Source organism: Microbacterium azadirachtae (assembly GCF_000956545.1).
GTDB classification, from domain to species: Bacteria; Actinomycetota; Actinomycetes; order Actinomycetales; family Microbacteriaceae; genus Microbacterium; species Microbacterium azadirachtae.
In genome coordinates this window covers 1-16,855 of sequence record NZ_JYIT01000042.1, presented here as the reverse complement: position 1 = coordinate 16,855, position 16,855 = coordinate 1, and the positions used below count along the sequence as shown (strand labels likewise).

Annotated in this window: 16 protein-coding genes; 5 read left to right on the top strand and 11 right to left on the bottom strand. The window is 72.5% G+C overall.

All coding sequences use genetic code 11. From position 1 onward, the window contains the following. Window positions 1-46: 46 nt before the first annotated feature. From RL72_RS01210 to RL72_RS01195, 4 genes are all read right to left on the bottom strand, one after another. Window positions 47-907: a branched-chain amino acid ABC transporter permease gene (locus tag RL72_RS01210; RefSeq protein ID WP_045248976.1), complete on the bottom strand. Its 861-nt coding sequence runs from the start codon at window positions 905-907 to the stop codon at window positions 47-49. A gap of 74 nt (window positions 908-981) precedes the next feature. Continuing rightward, window positions 982-2,154 carry an ABC transporter substrate-binding protein gene (locus RL72_RS01205; protein ID WP_045248975.1) on the bottom strand — a complete coding sequence of 391 codons (1,173 nt, stop codon included), beginning with the start codon at window positions 2,152-2,154 and terminating at the stop codon, window positions 982-984. A 71-nt stretch (window positions 2,155-2,225) separates the two neighbouring features. Next, window positions 2,226-2,615: a nuclear transport factor 2 family protein gene (locus RL72_RS01200; RefSeq protein ID WP_045248974.1), complete on the bottom strand. Its 390-nt coding sequence runs from the start codon at window positions 2,613-2,615 to the stop codon at window positions 2,226-2,228. A 145-nt stretch (window positions 2,616-2,760) separates the two neighbouring features. Continuing rightward, entirely contained in the window at window positions 2,761-3,576 is an 816-nt protein-coding gene (locus tag RL72_RS01195; RefSeq protein ID WP_045248973.1) for a MoaF C-terminal domain-containing protein, read from the bottom strand. 187 nt (window positions 3,577-3,763) lie between these two features. Here RL72_RS01195 and RL72_RS01190 point away from each other — a divergent pair, with 187 nt between their 5' ends. Next, a complete protein-coding gene (locus RL72_RS01190; RefSeq protein WP_045248972.1) occupies window positions 3,764-4,336 on the top strand; it encodes a dihydrofolate reductase family protein in 573 nt (190 codons plus the stop codon). A 16-nt stretch (window positions 4,337-4,352) separates the two neighbouring features. On the opposite strand, the gene RL72_RS01185 is transcribed toward RL72_RS01190, so the two are convergent. Next, window positions 4,353-5,309 (bottom strand): AraC-like ligand-binding domain-containing protein, encoded by a 957-nt coding sequence (locus RL72_RS01185; RefSeq protein ID WP_045248971.1) that lies wholly within the window; start codon window positions 5,307-5,309, stop codon window positions 4,353-4,355. Window positions 5,310-5,450: 141 nt separating this feature from the next. After that, entirely contained in the window at window positions 5,451-7,217 is a 1,767-nt protein-coding gene (locus RL72_RS01180; protein WP_045248970.1) for an L-aspartate oxidase, read from the bottom strand. A 77-nt stretch (window positions 7,218-7,294) separates the two neighbouring features. Here RL72_RS01180 and RL72_RS01175 point away from each other — a divergent pair, with 77 nt between their 5' ends. Beyond that, window positions 7,295-8,224, top strand: a complete 930-nt coding sequence (locus RL72_RS01175; RefSeq protein WP_045248979.1) for a LysR family transcriptional regulator — start codon at window positions 7,295-7,297, stop codon at window positions 8,222-8,224. 23 nt (window positions 8,225-8,247) lie between these two features. On the opposite strand, the gene RL72_RS01170 is transcribed toward RL72_RS01175, so the two are convergent. Both RL72_RS01170 and RL72_RS01165 read right to left on the bottom strand, forming a co-directional pair. Next, window positions 8,248-10,248: a primary-amine oxidase gene (locus RL72_RS01170; RefSeq protein ID WP_045248969.1), complete on the bottom strand. Its 2,001-nt coding sequence runs from the start codon at window positions 10,246-10,248 to the stop codon at window positions 8,248-8,250. A gap of 89 nt (window positions 10,249-10,337) precedes the next feature. Next, on the bottom strand, window positions 10,338-10,934 hold the full coding sequence (locus RL72_RS01165; protein ID WP_045248968.1) for a TetR/AcrR family transcriptional regulator: 597 nt from the start codon (window positions 10,932-10,934) through the stop codon (window positions 10,338-10,340). Window positions 10,935-11,073: 139 nt separating this feature from the next. On the opposite strand from RL72_RS01165, the gene RL72_RS01160 reads away from it, so the two are divergent. The 3 genes from RL72_RS01160 to murQ all read left to right on the top strand — a co-directional run bounded on the left by RL72_RS01160 (window position 11,074) and on the right by murQ (window position 13,652). Next, on the top strand, window positions 11,074-11,718 hold the full coding sequence (locus RL72_RS01160; RefSeq protein WP_156156654.1) for a hypothetical protein: 645 nt from the start codon (window positions 11,074-11,076) through the stop codon (window positions 11,716-11,718). Window positions 11,719-11,779: 61 nt separating this feature from the next. Beyond that, on the top strand, window positions 11,780-12,673 hold the full coding sequence (locus RL72_RS01155) for a BadF/BadG/BcrA/BcrD ATPase family protein (RefSeq protein ID WP_045248966.1): 894 nt from the start codon (window positions 11,780-11,782) through the stop codon (window positions 12,671-12,673). After that, window positions 12,663-13,652, top strand: a complete 990-nt coding sequence (gene murQ, locus RL72_RS01150; protein ID WP_346218184.1) for an N-acetylmuramic acid 6-phosphate etherase — start codon at window positions 12,663-12,665, stop codon at window positions 13,650-13,652. The genes RL72_RS01155 and murQ overlap by 11 nt, the downstream gene beginning before the upstream one ends. A gap of 27 nt (window positions 13,653-13,679) precedes the next feature. Here the strand turns inward: murQ and RL72_RS01145 are convergent, their stop codons facing one another. The 3 genes from RL72_RS01145 to RL72_RS01135 all read right to left on the bottom strand — a co-directional run. Then, window positions 13,680-14,882: a multidrug effflux MFS transporter gene (locus tag RL72_RS01145; protein ID WP_248700325.1), complete on the bottom strand. Its 1,203-nt coding sequence runs from the start codon at window positions 14,880-14,882 to the stop codon at window positions 13,680-13,682. Next, window positions 14,879-15,883, bottom strand: coding sequence for an alpha/beta hydrolase (locus RL72_RS01140; RefSeq protein WP_045248965.1), 1,005 nt, complete (start codon window positions 15,881-15,883; stop codon window positions 14,879-14,881). Before RL72_RS01140 ends, RL72_RS01145 begins: the two co-directional genes overlap by 4 nt. Beyond that, window positions 15,880-16,855, bottom strand: a 976-nt coding sequence (locus tag RL72_RS01135) for an alpha/beta hydrolase (protein WP_045248964.1), incomplete at its 5' end; no start/stop codon positions are given. The genes RL72_RS01140 and RL72_RS01135, both read right to left, overlap by 4 nt.

Genomic DNA, 16,855 nt, shown 5'->3' with positions numbered 1-16,855 from the left:
CGGAGATGTGTATAAGAGACAGGACGGGCGGGCGGGCGAGAGCGGCTCAGCGTGCGGCATCCCACACCTCCTTGCGCTGGGTCCACAGGAGCAGGACCACGATGAAAAGGAACGGGAGGAAGTTGCGCACCAGCGAGATCTCGTTGATCTGGGCGACGAGGCCGCCGAGCACCCCCAGGACGAGCCCGCCGATGACGGTGAGGTCGAGGCGCTTGAACCCGCCCAGCAGCGCGGCGGCCGCCGCGGGGATGATCAGCAGCGACAGGCTGGTCGCGTCGTTGGACTGCGAGGGGGCGACGATCACGATCGCGATCGCCGAGATGATGCCCGTCACGAACCACACCGCGATCGAGAGGGGGCGGGAGCGGATCCCGAGCAGCTCGGCGGTCGTGGGGCGCTCGGACAGCGCCCGCAGCTGCGTGCCGACCCGCGTGCGGGTGAGCACGATCCGCACGCCCACGGCGACCACGATCGCCATGCCGACGGTCCACACCGTGACCTGGCTGATCACGACGCCGCCGAGCGAGAACGCCGGTCCCGCGATGATCGGGGTGAAGGGCTGGGGCTTGTTGCCGAACAGGATGAAGGAGAGCGAGATCAGCAGCAGCAGCGGCCCCACCGTCATCGCGGAGCGCGTCGTCGTGGACGCCTCCGATAGCCAGGTCGCCGCGATCCACCCGATGGCCGCCGCGAGCAGCCCGCCGATCAGCACGCCGATCACGGATCCGATCCACACCGGCATGCCCGCCTTGGTGACCAGCCACACGGCGCAGAAGCCGCCGAACATGCCGGTCGCCGCCTGCGCGAAGTTGACGACCCGGACCAGCCGGGCCATGAGGGTCAGGCAGACGCCGAGCACGGCGTACAGGCCGCCGGCCGCGAGCCCTGCCAGGGCGCCTTCGATCATCGTGCTTCTTCCTTTCGGGTGGCCGTCGAGCGAGGACGCGGCAGGCGACCTCGCTCGACGACCCGGGGATCGATCTACTTCTTGGGGATCCGGTACCAGTCGTCGGCGACCTTCTCCCAGGCGTGCGTGCCGCTCTTGAGCTCGATCGGCCAGCCGGCGGTCGGGATCGTGCCGAACTTGTACGGGTCGCCGATCATCTTGTTGTCGACGGCGGGCATGCTCTTGATCGCCGCCGAGACGGACTCGCGGGTGATGTCGCCCTTGACCGACTTCAGCGCCTCGATGAAGTACGTCGCGGCGAGGTAGCCGCCCTGGCTGAACGACGTGAGCGGGATCTTGTTCTTCGTCATGAGATCGCGCCAGTCCTTGTTCACGTCGTTCTCCTCGGTGAACGGGTAGAACTCGGCGGGGACGTAGATCCCGGCACCGGCGTTGTCGATCGCCTTCGCGAAGTTCTCGCTGTAGACGCTGGTGAGGTACAGCCAGGTGACGTCGTTCCAGCCCTGGGCGTTGGCGGCCTTGACCTGGCCGATCGCGTCCGGCTCGACCGGGTTGATCGCGAGGGCCTTGCAGCCGGCCTGCTTCGCCTTGACGATGTAGGGCGTGTAGTCGCTCGCGCCGTAGGGCACGGTGTCGTCCACGTAGAGCGGCTTCTTGCCGGTGATCGCGGTCCACCGGTCGATCGCCGCCTGGTAGGTCGGGCGGGTGGATCCGGCGATCTCGAGCAGCACGCAGATGTTGTCGAGCTTGAGCTGCTCGGATCCGTACAGCAGCGTGAGGGTCATGTCGTTGTACGGGCCGACGTTGGCGGGCGAGATGCTCTTGCTGTCGAAGCATCCGGTGTCGACGCCGATGCCGGGGATCGAGAGGATCCCCTCCTGCTCGTAGTACTTCTTGTTCAGATCGCACTCGATGAGGCTGGCGGAGCCGACCATCGCCACGGCGTTGTCGGATCCGACGATCTCGCGGGCGTTGGCGGTGGCAGTCGCCGGGTCGCCCTTGTCGTCCAGCGCCTTGTAGTCGATCTTGCGGCCGTTGAGGCCGCCGTCGGCGTTGAACTTGTCGAACACGGCCTTGGCCGCCTGGGAGGCCTCGGGGAACGTGGCCGCGCCGCTGATCGTGTTGACCGATCCGACGACGATCGGGTCGCCCGATCCGGATCCGGAGCCTCCGTCGCCCGAGCAGCCGGCGAGGGCCAGCATGCCCGCGGCGAGCAGCGCTGCTGCGGCGGTGATGCGCTTCTTCATGTGATTCCTGTCTCTCTCGGGTGCGGGGCGGATCCCGCGGTGTGGTGCAGGTCTCGGTGGCGGTCCGTGGGTCAGTCGCGCAGGGCGCGGGCCACCATCTCGGTGTCGGTGAACTGCTCGAACGCGACGACCTCGCCGCCCTCGAGCCGCCAGACGTGCGCGACGCGGGCGGCGAAGAACCGTCCGGTGCGCTTGTGCGTGCCGGAGTAGGTGCCGATGCCGACGACCGTGTCGCCGCCGTCGACGACCTCGTCGACGGCGAGCGTGTAGTCGTCCCAGTCCTCCTGGATGCGGCTGAACACGTTCGCGGCGACGGCCTCCGGACCGACGTAGGTGCCCGCGTAGGGGAAGCCCGCGGCCTCCGTCCAGCGCACGTCGGCGGCGAGCGGGGCCAGCATCCCGTCGAGGTCGCCGCGGTCGCTGGCGTCGTAGTGCGCGCGGATGATGTCGGCGTTCGTCATGGCGGGACTCCTCAGGTCGGGTCCCTTCGAGAGCCTCAGGGACCGGCGGGCGGTAGGACGGTCGGGTCCCTTCGAGAGCCTCAGGGACCGGCGGGGTGGTCAGGCGGTCTGGGTCCCTTCGAGAGCCTCAGGGACCGGCGGGTGGTCAAACGGGCTGGGCGTCCGGGTAGGAGACCGAGCCGAGCGGGTAGATGTGGCCGCCGGCACGGGAGTGCTCCGACGCCCCCTCGCCGGTGAGGCCGAGGAAGATGCCGGTCGTTCGCAGCTGGTAGCCGAGGTCGTGCAGCCAGACGCTCGCGACCGCGATCCGGAACTCGCGGAAGCAGAACAGGTACAGGCCGTCGGCGAAGCGCCACACGGTCGACAGATCCATGTCGCCGTGCCCGCGCTGCACGCCTTCGAGGCACTGCCACGCGTAGCGCTGGCTGGAGACGTAGACGTGCTCGTACAGGTGGTGCGGGCTGTAGCGGTACACGTTGCGCTTGCCGATGAGGTCGCGGCTCGGTCCGGGGACCTCCCCGGTGGGGGTGCCGCCGTCGGTCGTCGCAGCCCAGAACTCCTGACCGACCTGCGGGGTGCCCTCGACGGCCTCGGCCGCGATGCGCGAGCGGATCACGGCCGCGCGGTGCGTCGTGGTCGAGTAGACGATCGTGAGCGCCTCGCGCTCGCGCGAGGTGAGCGGCAGGTTGACGAACACGACGTCGTCGCGCACGGCGACGGCGTCGTACGGGTCGGTGCCGGAGGCCCCGAGGCCGGACCAGGTCACCAGAGCCTCGGTCCCTGAGCCCGTCGAAGGGCCGAAGTCCAGCGTCAGCGACTGGCCGTCCTCCAGCGTCAGCGCGAGCGCGGTGCCCGCGAGGTCGGTGTTCGGCAGGCGGTAGGTGTCGATGCCCGCGGCGAACTCGTCGTAGGTGCGCCACTCGTCGAGGGCGGGATCGGCAACCGTCACTTCATCGGACACGGGGGACTCCTTCGACCCTGTCCCCGCCGGACTGCGGGGCGTGGGTCCATGCTGTTCCCGCGCTCCGCACCGCTCAACGGCCGGGATGCGATCGCGCGCCGAGAGTCAACCGGCGTGCCCGCACGGGCAAGAACCGGATCCGCCCGCAGTGCTTGCAAAAAACAAGTAACGGGAGGAGGCTTCCGGCATGGCAGAGAACGGGCGGGATCTGGTCCTGAGCTATTACGTCTCGATCGACGGCAAGAGCGTCGATGCGGGCAACGGCATGCGCGCCGTCATGGAGTCGATCGACGACCCGGAGCAGGAGCGCGCGTACGTCCAGCAGCTGTGGGAGGCGGGCGCCTTCCTGATGGGGCGGACGTCGTACGAGGCGATGAAGGGCTTCTGGCCGGTCGTCGACCACCCGTCGGCGGCGCCGATGAACGAGATCCCCAAGGTCGTCTTCTCGCGCACGCTCGCCTCCGCAGACGAATGGGGGCCGACCACGATCGCCGCAGGAGACCTCGCCGACGAGGTCGCGCGGCTCAAGGCGCAGGCGGGGAAGGACCTGTTCGCCATCGCGGGCGACTCCTTCCAGCGCTCGCTCATCGCGGCGGGCCTCGTCGACGAGTACCGGCTCTGGGTGCTGCCCGCCGCAGCGGGGTCCGGCACGGCGCTCTTCCCGGAGGGGGAAGGGCCGCTGCGGCTGCGGCTGCGTGCGAGCACCGCCTATCCGAGCGGAGTTCTCGAGCTGCGTTACGCGCCGGACGATCGCGGCTGAGGGGTCTCGCGCCGGGTCAGTGCGTCGAGCGGTACTCGCTGGGGGAGACGCCGTAGGCGGTCTTGAACGCGCGGCTGAAGTGCGCGGCGTCGACGAAGCCCCAGCGCGCGGCGATCGCGGCGACCGGGCGGTCGGCGAGCACCGGATCCAGCAGGTCGCGGCGGCACTGCTCGAGGCGGCGCGTGCGGATCCAGGTCGACACGGTGGTGCCCTGCTCCTGGAACAGACCATGCAGGTGCCGGGTGGAGATGAAGTGCGCGGCGGCGATCGAGGCGGGTCCCAGGTCGGTGGAGGCGAGGTTGCGATCGATGTGGCCGCGGATGCGCTGCATGAGGGCGCGATGCGGGTCGGCGGCGGACTCGTCCAGGCCCAGCTCCCGGGTGAACACGGTCGACACGAGATCGAGGGCGCTGTGCGCGAGCCGGGCGCCGGTGGCGCCGGCCAGCTGGTCGAGGTTCGTCGCGAGCTGACGCAGATACGGCACGACCATGCCGCCCAGGCCCTCCTGGCCGGAGATCCGCACGGCGGTGAGCTGGCCGACCATCTCCGGCGGCAGGCTCAGCAGGTGCTTCGGGAACATGACGACCATCGTCCGGAAGTCCTCGTCGAAGACGAGCGAGTACGGGCGATCCGTGTCGTAGACGGCGAGGTCGCCCGCGGTCAGCACGGCCTCGCGGTCGTCCTGGATGAGAAGGCCGGTGCCGGCGAGCATCAGGCTCAGCTTGAAGTAGGAGCGGTCGCCGCGGGCGATGAGCTCGGGCGTGCGCTCCACGACGTGACGCGTCGCGCGGACGTCGTTGACATGCACCTCGTCGACCGAGGCGCCGCGGATCAGCCCGCGGAACGGGTCCGCTCCGGTGCCGCTCACCTGGAGCGGCACGAAGGAGTCGGAGACCGCGGAGCGGAACTCGCTGACGTTGCGCGCGACGAGTGTCGAGACGGACTCTGCGGGAGCGACGGGAACTGCTGCCACGGCTGATCACCTCGGGAAGATGCAGGGGTGGATCGACGACTTTGTATACGATCCGTTCAGGCACTCTACCACCGCGGCCCGTGCGGCGGGTGGGATCTCCCTCCCGTGGCCGCCCGGGCCGCGATGACGCCGTCGCGTGCGCTACTCCACGAGCTTGCCCGCGGTGTCCACCTCGCGGATCAGCGCGTCGATCTCGGCCGGGACCGGCGGGATCTCCTCGCGCACGACGCCCGTGGACGGAGACCAGACCAGGTTCACCTGGAGGGCGGGATCCATCGCCGGGAAGTCGCTGCGGTTGTGGCAGCCGCGCGTCTCCCGGCGCTCGAGCGCCGCCTCGAGGGTCGCCCGCGCCGCGAGGGCGGAGGAGCGCAGGTCGAACGCGTGCGCGAGATCCTGGAACCCGGCGATGTCGGGGTGGATCCCGATCCGCGTCATCCGCTCCTCGATCGCGTCGAGCTCGGCGAGACCGGCGAGCAGCCCCTGCTCGTCTCGGACGACCCCGGCGTGGGCCGTCATGGTGTCGCGGATCGCCCGCTGCAGGGCGCGCACGTTCTCGGGGCCGTCGGCGGCGAGCAGGTCGTCGATCTCCGCCCGCGCACGGCGCACCGCGTCGGTCGAGCGGCGCTGCGCGTCGAGGCCGTAGGCGTGCGCGACGGCCGCCCGCCCCGTGATCCGGCCGAACACGAGCAGCTCGATGAGGGAGTTGCCGCCGAGCCGGTTCGCGCCGTGCAGGCCCGAGGACGCCTCGCCGATCGCGTACAGGCCGTCCACGTCGGTGCGGTGGTCCTCGGGGCGCACCCAGACGCCTCCCATCGAGTAGTGCGCGGTGGGCGCGATCTCGATCGGATCCTTCGTGATGTCGAGCATCTGCAGCTCGAGCAGCGTCTGATAGACGCGCGGGAGCCGGGTCATGATCGTCTCGCGGGGCAGGTGCGACACGTCCAGCCACACGCCGCCGTTCGGGGTGCCGCGCCCCTCGGCGATCTCCGTGTACGCCGCCAGGGCGACGCGGTCGCGCGTGGACAGCTCCATCCGCTCCGGGTCGTACTTGCCCATGAACCGCTCGCCGAGGCCGTTGCGGAGGATGCCGCCCTCGCCGCGCGCCGCCTCCGAGACGAGCGTTCCCGCCTCGCTCTCCGGCTCGATGATGCCGGAGGGGTGGAACTGCACCAGCTCGGGGTCGCGGATGCGCCCTCCGGCCTCGACGGCGAGCCGGAACGAGTCGCCCGTGTTCTCGTCGCGGCGCGACGACGTGCGCCGCCAGATGCGGTTGTGACCGCCGGCGGCCAGGATCACGGCATCGGCGTGGATCAGGTAGCGCTCGCCGGAGACCAGGTCGAAGCCGTAGGCGCCGAAGATGCGGGGCACGGTGCCGCCCCCGGGTGCGGGGACGTCGCCGACCAGCAGGCGCGTGATGTAGACGGTGTCGAGGATCGGGATCTCGAGCCGCTCTGCGCGATCGACGAGCGCGCGCTGGATCTCGAGCCCGGTGTAGTCGCCCGCGAACGCGGTGCGGCGGAAGGTGTGCGCGCCGAAGAAGCGCTGCGAGATGCGGCCGTCGTCCTCGCGGGCGAAGCCCATGCCGTAGCGCTCGAGGTCGCGGATGCCCTCCTCCGCACCCCGGGTCACGATCTCCACCGTGCGCGGGTCGGCGAGGAAGTAGCTCTCCTTGATGGTGTCGGCGGCGTGCTGCTGCCAGCTGTCCTGCGGATCCATGGTGCCGAGGGCCGCGTTGATGCCGCCGGCGGCGAGAGAGGTGTGCGCGTCGTGGCGCGGGCGCTTGCCGACGGCGAGCACGTCGACGCCCTGCTCGGCGACCTCGATGGCCGCGCGCAGTCCGGAGCCGCCGGTGCCGATCACGAGCACGGTCGTTGAGACAAGGCGCTCGCGGGATGAGTTCTCAGTCATGCGAACCACGTTAGGAATCCGCCGGCCATTACTCCAATGCATAATCCTGCTGAAGAGAATGCGTCTAGGCTATGGTCATGAACCTCGATCAGCTCCGCGGTTTCGTCGAGATCGCGCGCCTCGGAAACTTCACGCGCGCTGCGGAGGAGCTGCACCTGGCGCAGCCGTCGCTGAGCAGGCAGATCTCGACGCTGGAGCGGGAGCTCGGCTCGGAGCTGTTCCACCGGGCGCGCGGGCACATCTCGCTCACCGCGGCCGGGGAGGTGCTGCTGCCCTATGCGCGCCGCATGCTCGCCGACGCCGCCTCGGTGCGCCGCGAGATGGCCGAGATCGCGGGGCTGCGCCGCGGGCGGGTGCGCCTCGGTGCGCCGCCCTCACTGTGCGCGAGCATCGTGCCGGAGGTCGTCGGCGCGTTCCGCACCGCCCACCCCGGGATCGAGCTGGAGCTCACCGAGCGGGGCTCACGCGGACTCGTCGCCGCGCTCGCCGAGGGTGTGCTGGATCTGGCGCTGCTGGCGTCCTCGGACGCCGCCGCCGGCTCCCCGGTGAGCCTCAGCCGCATCCCGCTCCTGGAGGAGGACCTGGTGGTGATCTCCTCGGCGGAGCAGTCGCCGGTGAGCCACGGGCGCGAGATCGCGCTCGCCGCGGTGGCGGATCTGCCGCTGATCGCCTTCCCGCGCAGCTATGAGCTGCGCGCCGCGACCGACGCCGCCTTCGCCGCGGCGGGGCTGGTGCCGGAGGTGGTCGTGGAGGGACCGGAGATGGACACCGTGCTGCGGTTCGTGGAGCGCGGCGTGGGCGTCGCGGTCGTCCCCGCGATGGTCGCGCTCGATCGGCCCGCCCTGCGCGCCGTGCCCCTGGCCGCGCCGAGGCTGACGCGCACCGTGAGCCTCGCCCACCGCGCCGACATGGCGCCGACGCGCGCGGCGGCGGCCCTGCGTGACACGATCATCACGACCGCCGACGCGCTCGCCGGATCCGGAGGCTTCGTCTCCCGGGTGGACTGACGACGGCCGGCGGCCGAGGGCCGTCAGTGCCCGCAGGTGCAGGCCTCGCCTCCGCCGCAGCAGGATCCCGTGGCGCCGGCGACCGCGTGGGCCTGCGACGACTCCGGCACGTCCATCCCGGGGTTCTGGTCGAGGAAGCCGTATGGGCGCAGCGCGAAGCCCGCGGTGTCGACGGGCATGATCGGCCAGTCCTCCGGGCGCGGGAAGTGGGTGAGGCCGAACGTGTGCCAGAGCACGAGATCCGCGCCGTCGGGACCGTCCAGCGGCGCATCGGCCGCGGAGTACTCCGGCAGGCCGGATCCGCCCTGGTGCGCGTTCGGGAAGCGGCCGGCGGGCCACAGCTCGCCCTCGCGGTGCGCGGTCGCCCAGAGGTGCTTGGTGGCGAACGTGGCGCGGGCGGCGACCGAGGAGGCCGGGTCGGCCATGAGCAGGGCGGTCGGCTGCGGCACGAGCTGGTAGGCGGTGGCGCGGCCCACGGCGTTCGTGCGGGACGCGCTCTGCACCTCCCACACGCGGGCGACCGAGGTGTCGGCCTCGCGCTGCGCCGCCGACTCGGAGCCCAGCACGGTCTCGCTCCAGCTGAACGCGTTGCCGAACGGGTTCTCCGGGCCCATGGGCACGCGCTGGGCGTCGACCTCGACCAGGCGGTTGTCCGGTCCGTCCACCGCGACGTCGAGCCGCGCGCAGAACAGGTGCTGATGCACCGGGGCGAACACCCCGGGCGCGAGCTCCGTGGCGTGCCGCTGCGGCACGCCGGGCTCGCCGGCGCCGACGAACACGATGCCGGTCGCCTTCGCGACCACCTCGATCGTGCCGTCGAGGCCGAAGTTCCAGTAGAACCCGTAGTCGTAGTTGCCGATGGTGGAGAAGTACGACACCACGAAGCGGCGCGCGCGCCGCACGTCGCTGCGGCCCTCGAGGTTCGTGTGCTTCCAGAGGATCCCGGTGTCCTCCTCGTGCATGCACACGACGTTCGGGATGCGCACGGGGTGGCCCCGGTCGTCGGCGACGTAGCCGTCGAGGTAGCGGATCACGCCGAGGCAGTCGCAGCCGAGCGCGAGGTGGTTGGCGTTCTTGCCGAGCAGGTACTCGCCGGCGTCGAAGTAGCTGATCCAGAAGCGACCCGGGGCGGTGTCGCCGTACGGCACGACCATCTCGGGCACGCTCGCGCGGTTCAGCACGGGGCGGCCGTCGAAGCGCACATCGTGCAGCACGAGCCCCTCACGGGCGTTGAAGCCCACCCGCATCGACCAGTTCTCCCACTCGACAAGAGATCCGGAGACGGCGAAGCTCGGACCCTCGGGCTGCACGATCTCGATCGGCTTGAGAGAAGTGCGCGCCTCGCCCTGCACCTCCGGGTAGTAGTTGCCGTGCCCCGCGGGCACCGGCACGTCGCCGATGTCCTCGACGCGGATCACACTGTCATCGGTGAGGTCGATGTGCACGATCAGGCCCTCGACCGGATGCGCCCACGGGGAGTCGAGCTCGTCGTAGCGCAGGAACGTGAGCGAGCGGATCACCCGGCGGCCCACCTCGTCGGCGCGGCCCGTGAAGCCCGGGGCGAGCGGCGAGCAGAACGCGAGGTCGATGTGCTCGGCGAGACCGCGGCGCTCCATCGCGGCGCGCCACTCGGGGGAGGCCTTCGCGATCGCCTCGGCCCGCTCGTACTCCTCGAACAGGTACTGCGGCTGGCCGTAGGGAGGCGCGTCGTTCGGCACCTGCTCGGCGCGCAGCACCTCGCCGCGCGTGATCGAGACGACCACGTCGGTCGCGACGCCGGTCGCCGTGTCGAGCAGGGTGGCGTCCACGCGGCGGTCGATCGGCGCTCCGGGCGCCCAGGACGCCAGCTCCGCCCTGGTCGGCTCGTCGGGCAGCAGCATCGGCACGCGCACCGTGTCGCCGAGCAGGCCCGCAGCGACCAGGATCGCGCGGGCGGCGGCGATCTCGGGCCCGGTGAGCGGATCCAGCGGGTGCGGCGCCGGGATGGTCTCGAGCGTGATCGGCTGCGGGGCGTGGTGGGACATCGTCGACCTCTGCGGTTTAGTTGAGCGATTGCTCAAGAAACGGGTTGGATCGATGATAGGGCCGCCGGAGCGCTCGCGCAATGGGTGGTTCAGCGGCCGCGACGGGCGCGCCAGGGATCCAGGATCGCCGCGAGCACGCGCAGGTGCGCGGCCGCGTCCGCGGGCTCCGCCACCTCGACGACCTGCTGCCCGTAGGTGATGGCCCGCAGGAGTGCGAGCACGTCCTCGATCGGGGTGTCTGCGCGCAGATCGCCGTCGGCGACGGCCTGGGCCAGGGCTTCGGCGGTCTCGGTGCGCCAGAGCGGAAGGGTGGGGGCGGCCCCGTCCGCGGTCGGGGCGAGGGAGGCGAGCCGGCCCCAGAAGCCGACGACGACGTGCGCCTCGGTCCGCGTCGTCGCATCCACGGGGAGCACCTCGCGCATGATCGCGTCGAGGCGGGCGAGTCCGCGCAGTCCCTCGGTGGCGGTGCGGATCCGATCCTCGGTGCGGCGGGTGACCTCGGAGGCGGCGGCGCGGATGACGTCGTCGAAGCCGTCGAAGTAGTGCCAGAGCGATCCCACGGCCACGCCCAGCTCGCGGGCCACGGCGCGGGAGTTCACCCCGTCGTGGCCGTCGCGCGCGGCGACGGTGAGCAGCGCCGCGGCGATGTCGCGCCGGCGCGCATCGTGATCGACGACTCGGGGCATGCGTCCATCCTGGCGCAAACCGCGGCGGGATCCTCGCGGACGGCTGAGCCTCCTCGCGGACGGGCGAGCTCCCCTCGCGTCGAAGGGATCCCTCCCCGGGGTATTGTTTTTGAGCGAGCGATCAATAATGCTGAGCGGCATGCTCCATGCGGCGGCGATGCTGCTGATGATCGGATCCGCGATCACGGCTGCCGGGTGCTGCCTCGTCGCGGGCCGCCTGGCGCCGCGCGACGTGCCGTGGCAGGCGCGGCAGAGCGCGGTGGTGATGGCGGCAGGCATGGTCGCTCTGGCCGCGGCGGAGGACGATGCGCGTGCGGCGCTGCTCGTGGCGGTGGCGGGGCTCGCCTCGGCGATGCTCGGCGTGGTGGGCACGCGCGGCCGCCCGCACGCCGCCGCCTGCTTCCATCGCGCGCTCGGCTGCGTCGTGATGGCGGTCTGCGCCCTGGCGCTGCTCGGCGCCTCGCTCCGTGCCGGGGTCGCCGTCCGCTCCGGCGGCGGCACGGCGGGCGTCCACGCCGGTCACGGCGTCGTCGTGCCTTTCGCGCTCGTGGCCGTCGCGGGCGTCGTCGGCCTGCTCGTGCTGATGCTCGCCGCCCGCGTGCGTCATGGCTCCGGCGTCGACGCCCCGGGGCGGCACGGTGCCCTACTGCGCGTCGTCCGCCGCGGCCGCGCCGTCTCCGCCGCCGAGGCGGGAACGGGGAGCGGCAGGATCCTGCTCGCGGCGGAGGGCGTCGCGATGGCGGTGTCCCTCGCGGTGATGGGCGCGATGGTGCTCGCGCTCTGAGACGCGGCCCGGCGAGCGATCGACTTCTCGCGGATCGTTCGGATCCCGTACATTCTGGTGCATGACCTTTTCCGGCACGGCCGCGATCGACCTCGGCAAGTCGCTGTGCCGCGCACGGCTCGCGATCGACGGCGCCCCTCTGCGACGCGAGGGCGGGGGAGCGCCCGGCCTCGCCGCCCGCGACGGGGTGTCGCTCGCGCTCGCCTCGATCCTGCCGTTGCTGGCCGACGTCCGGGCCGAGCGGATCGGCGTCGGCGCCGCCGGCGCGATGTACGCCGACGCCGAGGCCGAGGCCCTGGCGCGCGCACTCGCCGATGACCTCGGTGCGCCGGTCGCGGTGACCTCCGACGTCGTCACCGCGCACGCCGGCGCTCTCGGGGGCGAGGCGGGCGTGCTGCTCATCGCCGGCACCGGGGCCGTCGGCCTCGGGATCGCCGCGGACACCCACCGCAGCGTCGACGGCTGGGGGCCCGACCTCGGCGATCTGGGCAGCGGATCCTGGCTCGGACGCGAAGGCGTGCGGGCGGTGCTTCGCGCCCGCGACGGCCTCGGCCCCGCGACCGTGCTGTCCGAGGTGCTGACGCTGCTGATCGGCGACGGCTCGTCGCCCATCGCCTGGGTGGGCGGCGCGGCGGCCTCCGCGCGGCTGCTGGCCACCTTCGCCCCCGCGGTGCTCGATGCCGCCGACCAGGGGGATGCCGCCGCCGTCGGCATCCGCGACGAGGCCGCGCGGCTGCTCGCCGAGACGGCGCTCGCCGCCGCCGGAGGGTCCTCCGCGGTCGCTCTGCACGGCGGCCTCACCGCGCACGACGGCTTCCGCGCCGCGGTCTCGTCCGCGCTCGAGAGCCGGGGACTCGAAGCGGTCCCTTCCCACGGCGACGCGCTCGACGGCGCCGCCCTGATCGCCGAGGGCCGTGCCCCTCTCCATGAAAGGTTCGTGCACCGTGCCCGTTGAGAACGTGTCCGAGGAGAACGAGTCCGGTGCAGGCGCAGACAGTCCTGCCACGGAGCAGGCGCGCCTGGCGGCGCTGATCGGCGAGCTGTCCGCGCTCTCCACGGAGCAGGCGGACACCGCGCGCGGCGATCTCGACCTGCTGCCCACGCTCGACCTCGTGCGGGCGATGAACGCGGAGGACCGGCGCGTGCCCGACGCCGTCGCGGCGCAGGCCGACCGGATCGCCGAGGCCGTGGACGGCATCACCGAGCGGTTCCGGCGCGGCGGGCGTCTCATCTACCTCGGAGCCGGGACCGCCGGCCGCGTCGGCGTGCTCGACGCCTCGGAGTGCCCGCCCACCTTCGGCACGGATCCGGACATGGTCGTCGGCCTCATCGCCGGCGGGGAGGCCGCCATCCGCAGCGCCGTCGAGAACGCCGAGGACGACGACCGCGCCGCGGCCGAGTCGCTGCGGGCGCTCGGAGTGGGCGCCGACGACACCGTGGTCGGGATCTCCGCCTCCGGGCGGACGCCGTACGTGCTGGGCGGCCTCGCCTACGCCCGTGAGGCCGGCGCCTTCACGGTCGCCATCGCGGCGAACGCGGACTCCGCGATCGGAGCAGCGGCCGACGTGCCGATCGAGGTCGTCGTCGGGCCCGAGTTCGTGACCGGATCCACCCGCCTCAAAGCCGGCACCGCGCAGAAGCTCGTCGTGAACATGCTCTCCACGCTGTCGATGATCCGCCTCGGCAAGACCTATCGCGGCGTCATGGTGGACCTGCAGGCCACGAACGAGAAGCTGCGCGCCCGCTCGGTCCGCACGCTGATCCAGCTCACCGGCGCGGCGCAGGACGACGCCGTGCGTGCGCTCGGCGAGGCCGGCGGATCCGTGAAGCTCGCCCTGCTGATGCTGTTCACCGGTGCGTCCGCAGAGGCAGCGGCCGCGGCGCTGTCCGCCGCGGGCGGCGTGCTGCGTGACGCGATCGCTGCACTGAGCTGACAAGGGCCCGCGTGGCAGGCGGGACGCTCAGCCCGCGGCGGGGCGCACGACGCACCACGCGATGAGGGCCGCGACGACCGCTGCCGCGGCCATCGTCACGCCCATCGTCACCGCGTTCGCGCCGCCGATCGCGACCGCGAGCGGTGACAGCAGCGGGCCGACGAGGAACGTCGACATGCCGAGCAGCGCCGACGCCGTGCCGGCTCTGGCTCCGTGGTGTGCGAGCGCGAGGGTCGACGAGTTCGGGCCGCCCAGACCCGCGCAGAGCATGAACCCCACGAGCGCGGCGACGACGCCCCATACGCCGACGCCGAGCAGGGCGAGCAGCGCGAGTACCGCGGTGGCGCCCGCGGTCGCCGTGACGCCGAGCAGGTAGACGCGCGGCGGACCCGTGCGCCGCACGACCAGACGGCTGGCCTGGCTGCCGGCGATGTTGGCGAGTGCTCCGAGTGCGAACGCGAGACCGAAGGACTGCGGATCCAGCCCGAACTCGTCCTGCAGCACGAAGGAGGTCAGCGACAGGTACGTGAAGAACGCCACGCCGCCGCCCGCACCCGCGCAGAGGACGGCCACGAACAGGCGGTCGCGGAGCACCGCCCCCGTGTGCGTGCGCAGCGTGCGGAGCCCGCCCGGGTGCCGGTCGGCGCGGTCCAGCGTCTCGGGCAGGGCGAGCAGCACCACCAGGAGCAGGGCCGCCCCGATGCCGGCGAGCACGCCGAAGATGCCGCGCCAGTCCATGAACCGGGCGAGCTGGCCGCCGACCACCGGGGCGACCACGGGCGCGGCGCCCGAGACGAGGAACAGCAGCGACAGCATGCGGCTGAGCTCCGCGCCCTCGAACTGGTCGCGGGCGATCGCGAGGCAGATCACGATCCCCGCGGATCCGGCCAGGCCCTGCAGGAACCGGGCGATGAGCAGCACCTCGATGCCCGGCGCGAGCGCGCACACGAGCGACAGCACGGCGAAGGCCGAGACGCCGACGATCAGCGGACGGCGGCGTCCGAACCGGTCGCTGAGCGGACCCGCGGCGAGCTGCCCCAGCCCCAGGCCGATCATGCACGCCGACATCGTGGCCTGAGCGAGCGCGTCGCTGGTGCCGAGCGCCGAGGCGAGCTGCGGCAGCTGCGGCAGATACAGATCCATCGAGAGCGGGCCGAACGCCTCCAGCATCCCGAGCACGAGCATCGCCCGCAGGGTGCCCATGCGCGGGCGCGCGAGCACCCCGCTCATCCGCCGAGGCGCAGCACGCGGCGCAGCCAGCTGTCGCGGGCGGCGTTGGCCGCCACCGACACGACGGCGTCCGGCGAGAACCCGTGGAAGCCGTGATACCCGCCGCCCCAGACGTGCAGCTCCGCCTGCCCGCCGGTCGCCCAGATCCGCGAGGCGTAGTCCACGGCCTCGTCGCGGAACGTCTCGGCGGCGCCCACCTCGATGTACGCGGGGGCGAGGCCGGCGAGGTCGTTCCCCCGAGCCGGAGCCGTGTACGGCGAGACCCGGTCGGTGAAACGGTCCGCACCGGCGATCGCGGTCCAGGCGGTGTCGTTGTTGTTGCGGTCCCAGGCGCCGATGCCGTCGTACTGCCGGGCCGAGACGGTCTCGTTGCGGTCGTCGAGCATGGGGCAGCCGAGCAGCTGCCCGGCGAGGCGCGGGCCTCCGCGGTCGCGGGCCATGAGCGCGACCGCCGCGGAGAGGCCCCCTCCCGCGCTCTGCCCCGACGCGATGACGCGGTCGGGGTCGATGCCGAGCTCTGCGGCGTGCGCGGTCATCCACCGCAGGGCGGCATAGCAGTCCTCCGCCTGGGCCGGCCCCGGGTGCTCCGGGGCGAGGCGGTACTCCACCGCCACCCCGACGACGCCGTGGCGATCCGCGAGGTCGATGAGCTCGGGGGTGCCGAAGAACCGCGTGCCGAGCACCATGCCGCCGCCGTGGATCGACAGCACCGCGGGGGCCGGATCCGCGCTCGCGGTCGACGGCCGGACGATCGTGATCTCCAGGTCCGGCGCGCCGTCGGGACCCGGGATCAGGCGGTCCTCCCACGTCACCGGCCGACCGGCGGCCTGCACCTCGATCGGCGGGATGATCGTCGCGAAGTGCGCGCGGTTCGCCAGGATCGTGTCCGCGCGCAGCGGGATGATCTCCACGAGGTCGAGGAACGCGGCGAGGCCCTCCACGAGCTCGGGGTCGTAGGGGACGGGCACGACGGATCCGGTCGCGGCCGGTGCGGCGGTCACGCGCGGCTCCAGATCCGCCGCAGCCAGCTGGCCCGCGCCGCCAGGGCTGCCCGGGAGACCTCGGCGTCGGGCATGTACATGTCGAAGCCGTGCGCCCCGCCGCCCCAGACGTGCAGCTCGGCCTGTCCGCCGGTCGCCCAGATCCGCAGCGCGTACTGGGTGTCCTCGTCGCGGAACATCTCGGCCTCCCCGACCTCGATGAAGGCCGGCGCGAGTCCCGACACGTCGGCGGCGTGCGCCGGCGCGGCGTAGCCGGACGCGTCCGGGCTGAAGGCCAGCTCGTCGCCGAGCAGGCACGACCAGGCGAGCAGGTTCGTCTCGCGCTGCCAGGTGCCGATGCCGTCGTACTGTCGGCTGGACACGGTCGTGTTGGTGTTGTCGAGCATCGGGCACAGCAGCAGCTGGCCGGCGAGCACGGGCCCGCGGCGATCGCGGGCCAGCAGTGCCACGCCCGCCGCGAGGCAGCCGCCGGCGCTGCCGCCGCCGACGATGATCCGGTCGGGGTCGACCCCCAGCTCCGCGGCGTGGGCGTGCAGCCAGAGGAGCGCGGCGTAGCAGTCCTCGAGGCCGGCGGGGGAAGGATGCTCGGGTGCGAGCCGGTACTCGACGTTGATTGCGACGGCGCCGTGCTCGGCGACGATGTCGACGACGCGGCCGGTCTCCCAGCTGCGGTGCCCGACGATCTGGCCGCCGCCGTGGATGTTCAGGAACCCGGGGCGAGCGGATCCGGAGGCGGCGCGGGGCCGGAAGATCGTGATCTCGATGTCCGGGGCGCCCGGGGGGCCCGGGATCACGCGGTCCTCCCAGTCGACGGCTCGGCCGGCGATCACGGTGTCGTTGTCCGGGAAGATCCGGTCCACGCCCTCGCGCGGCAGGGTCTCGCGCGTGAGGGCGGGCTGCGGGTTCTGCGCGATCGCGTCGAGCACGGCCTGGACCTCGGGGTCGAAGGGGACGGGGGCGACGGTGGGGTGG

What these genes read in the sequence shown, in the direction of transcription:
- RL72_RS01210 (WP_045248976.1), bottom strand. Translation starts at nt 907, where the DNA reads ATGATCGAAGGCGCCCTGGCAGGGCTCGCGGCCGGCGGCCTGTACGCC.
- RL72_RS01205 (WP_045248975.1), bottom strand. Translation starts at nt 2,154, where the DNA reads ATGAAGAAGCGCATCACCGCCGCAGCAGCGCTGCTCGCCGCGGGCATG.
- RL72_RS01200 (WP_045248974.1), bottom strand. Translation starts at nt 2,615, where the DNA reads ATGACGAACGCCGACATCATCCGCGCGCACTACGACGCCAGCGACCGC.
- RL72_RS01190 (WP_045248972.1), top strand. Translation starts at nt 3,764, where the DNA reads ATGGCAGAGAACGGGCGGGATCTGGTCCTGAGCTATTACGTCTCGATC.
- RL72_RS01180 (WP_045248970.1), bottom strand. Translation starts at nt 7,217, where the DNA reads ATGACTGAGAACTCATCCCGCGAGCGCCTTGTCTCAACGACCGTGCTC.
- RL72_RS01175 (WP_045248979.1), top strand. Translation starts at nt 7,295, where the DNA reads ATGAACCTCGATCAGCTCCGCGGTTTCGTCGAGATCGCGCGCCTCGGA.
- RL72_RS01170 (WP_045248969.1), bottom strand. Translation starts at nt 10,248, where the DNA reads ATGTCCCACCACGCCCCGCAGCCGATCACGCTCGAGACCATCCCGGCG.
- RL72_RS01165 (WP_045248968.1), bottom strand. Translation starts at nt 10,934, where the DNA reads ATGCCCCGAGTCGTCGATCACGATGCGCGCCGGCGCGACATCGCCGCG.
- RL72_RS01160 (WP_156156654.1), top strand. Translation starts at nt 11,074, where the DNA reads ATGCTCCATGCGGCGGCGATGCTGCTGATGATCGGATCCGCGATCACG.
- RL72_RS01155 (WP_045248966.1), top strand. Translation starts at nt 11,780, where the DNA reads ATGACCTTTTCCGGCACGGCCGCGATCGACCTCGGCAAGTCGCTGTGC.
- RL72_RS01145 (WP_248700325.1), bottom strand. Translation starts at nt 14,882, where the DNA reads ATGAGCGGGGTGCTCGCGCGCCCGCGCATGGGCACCCTGCGGGCGATG.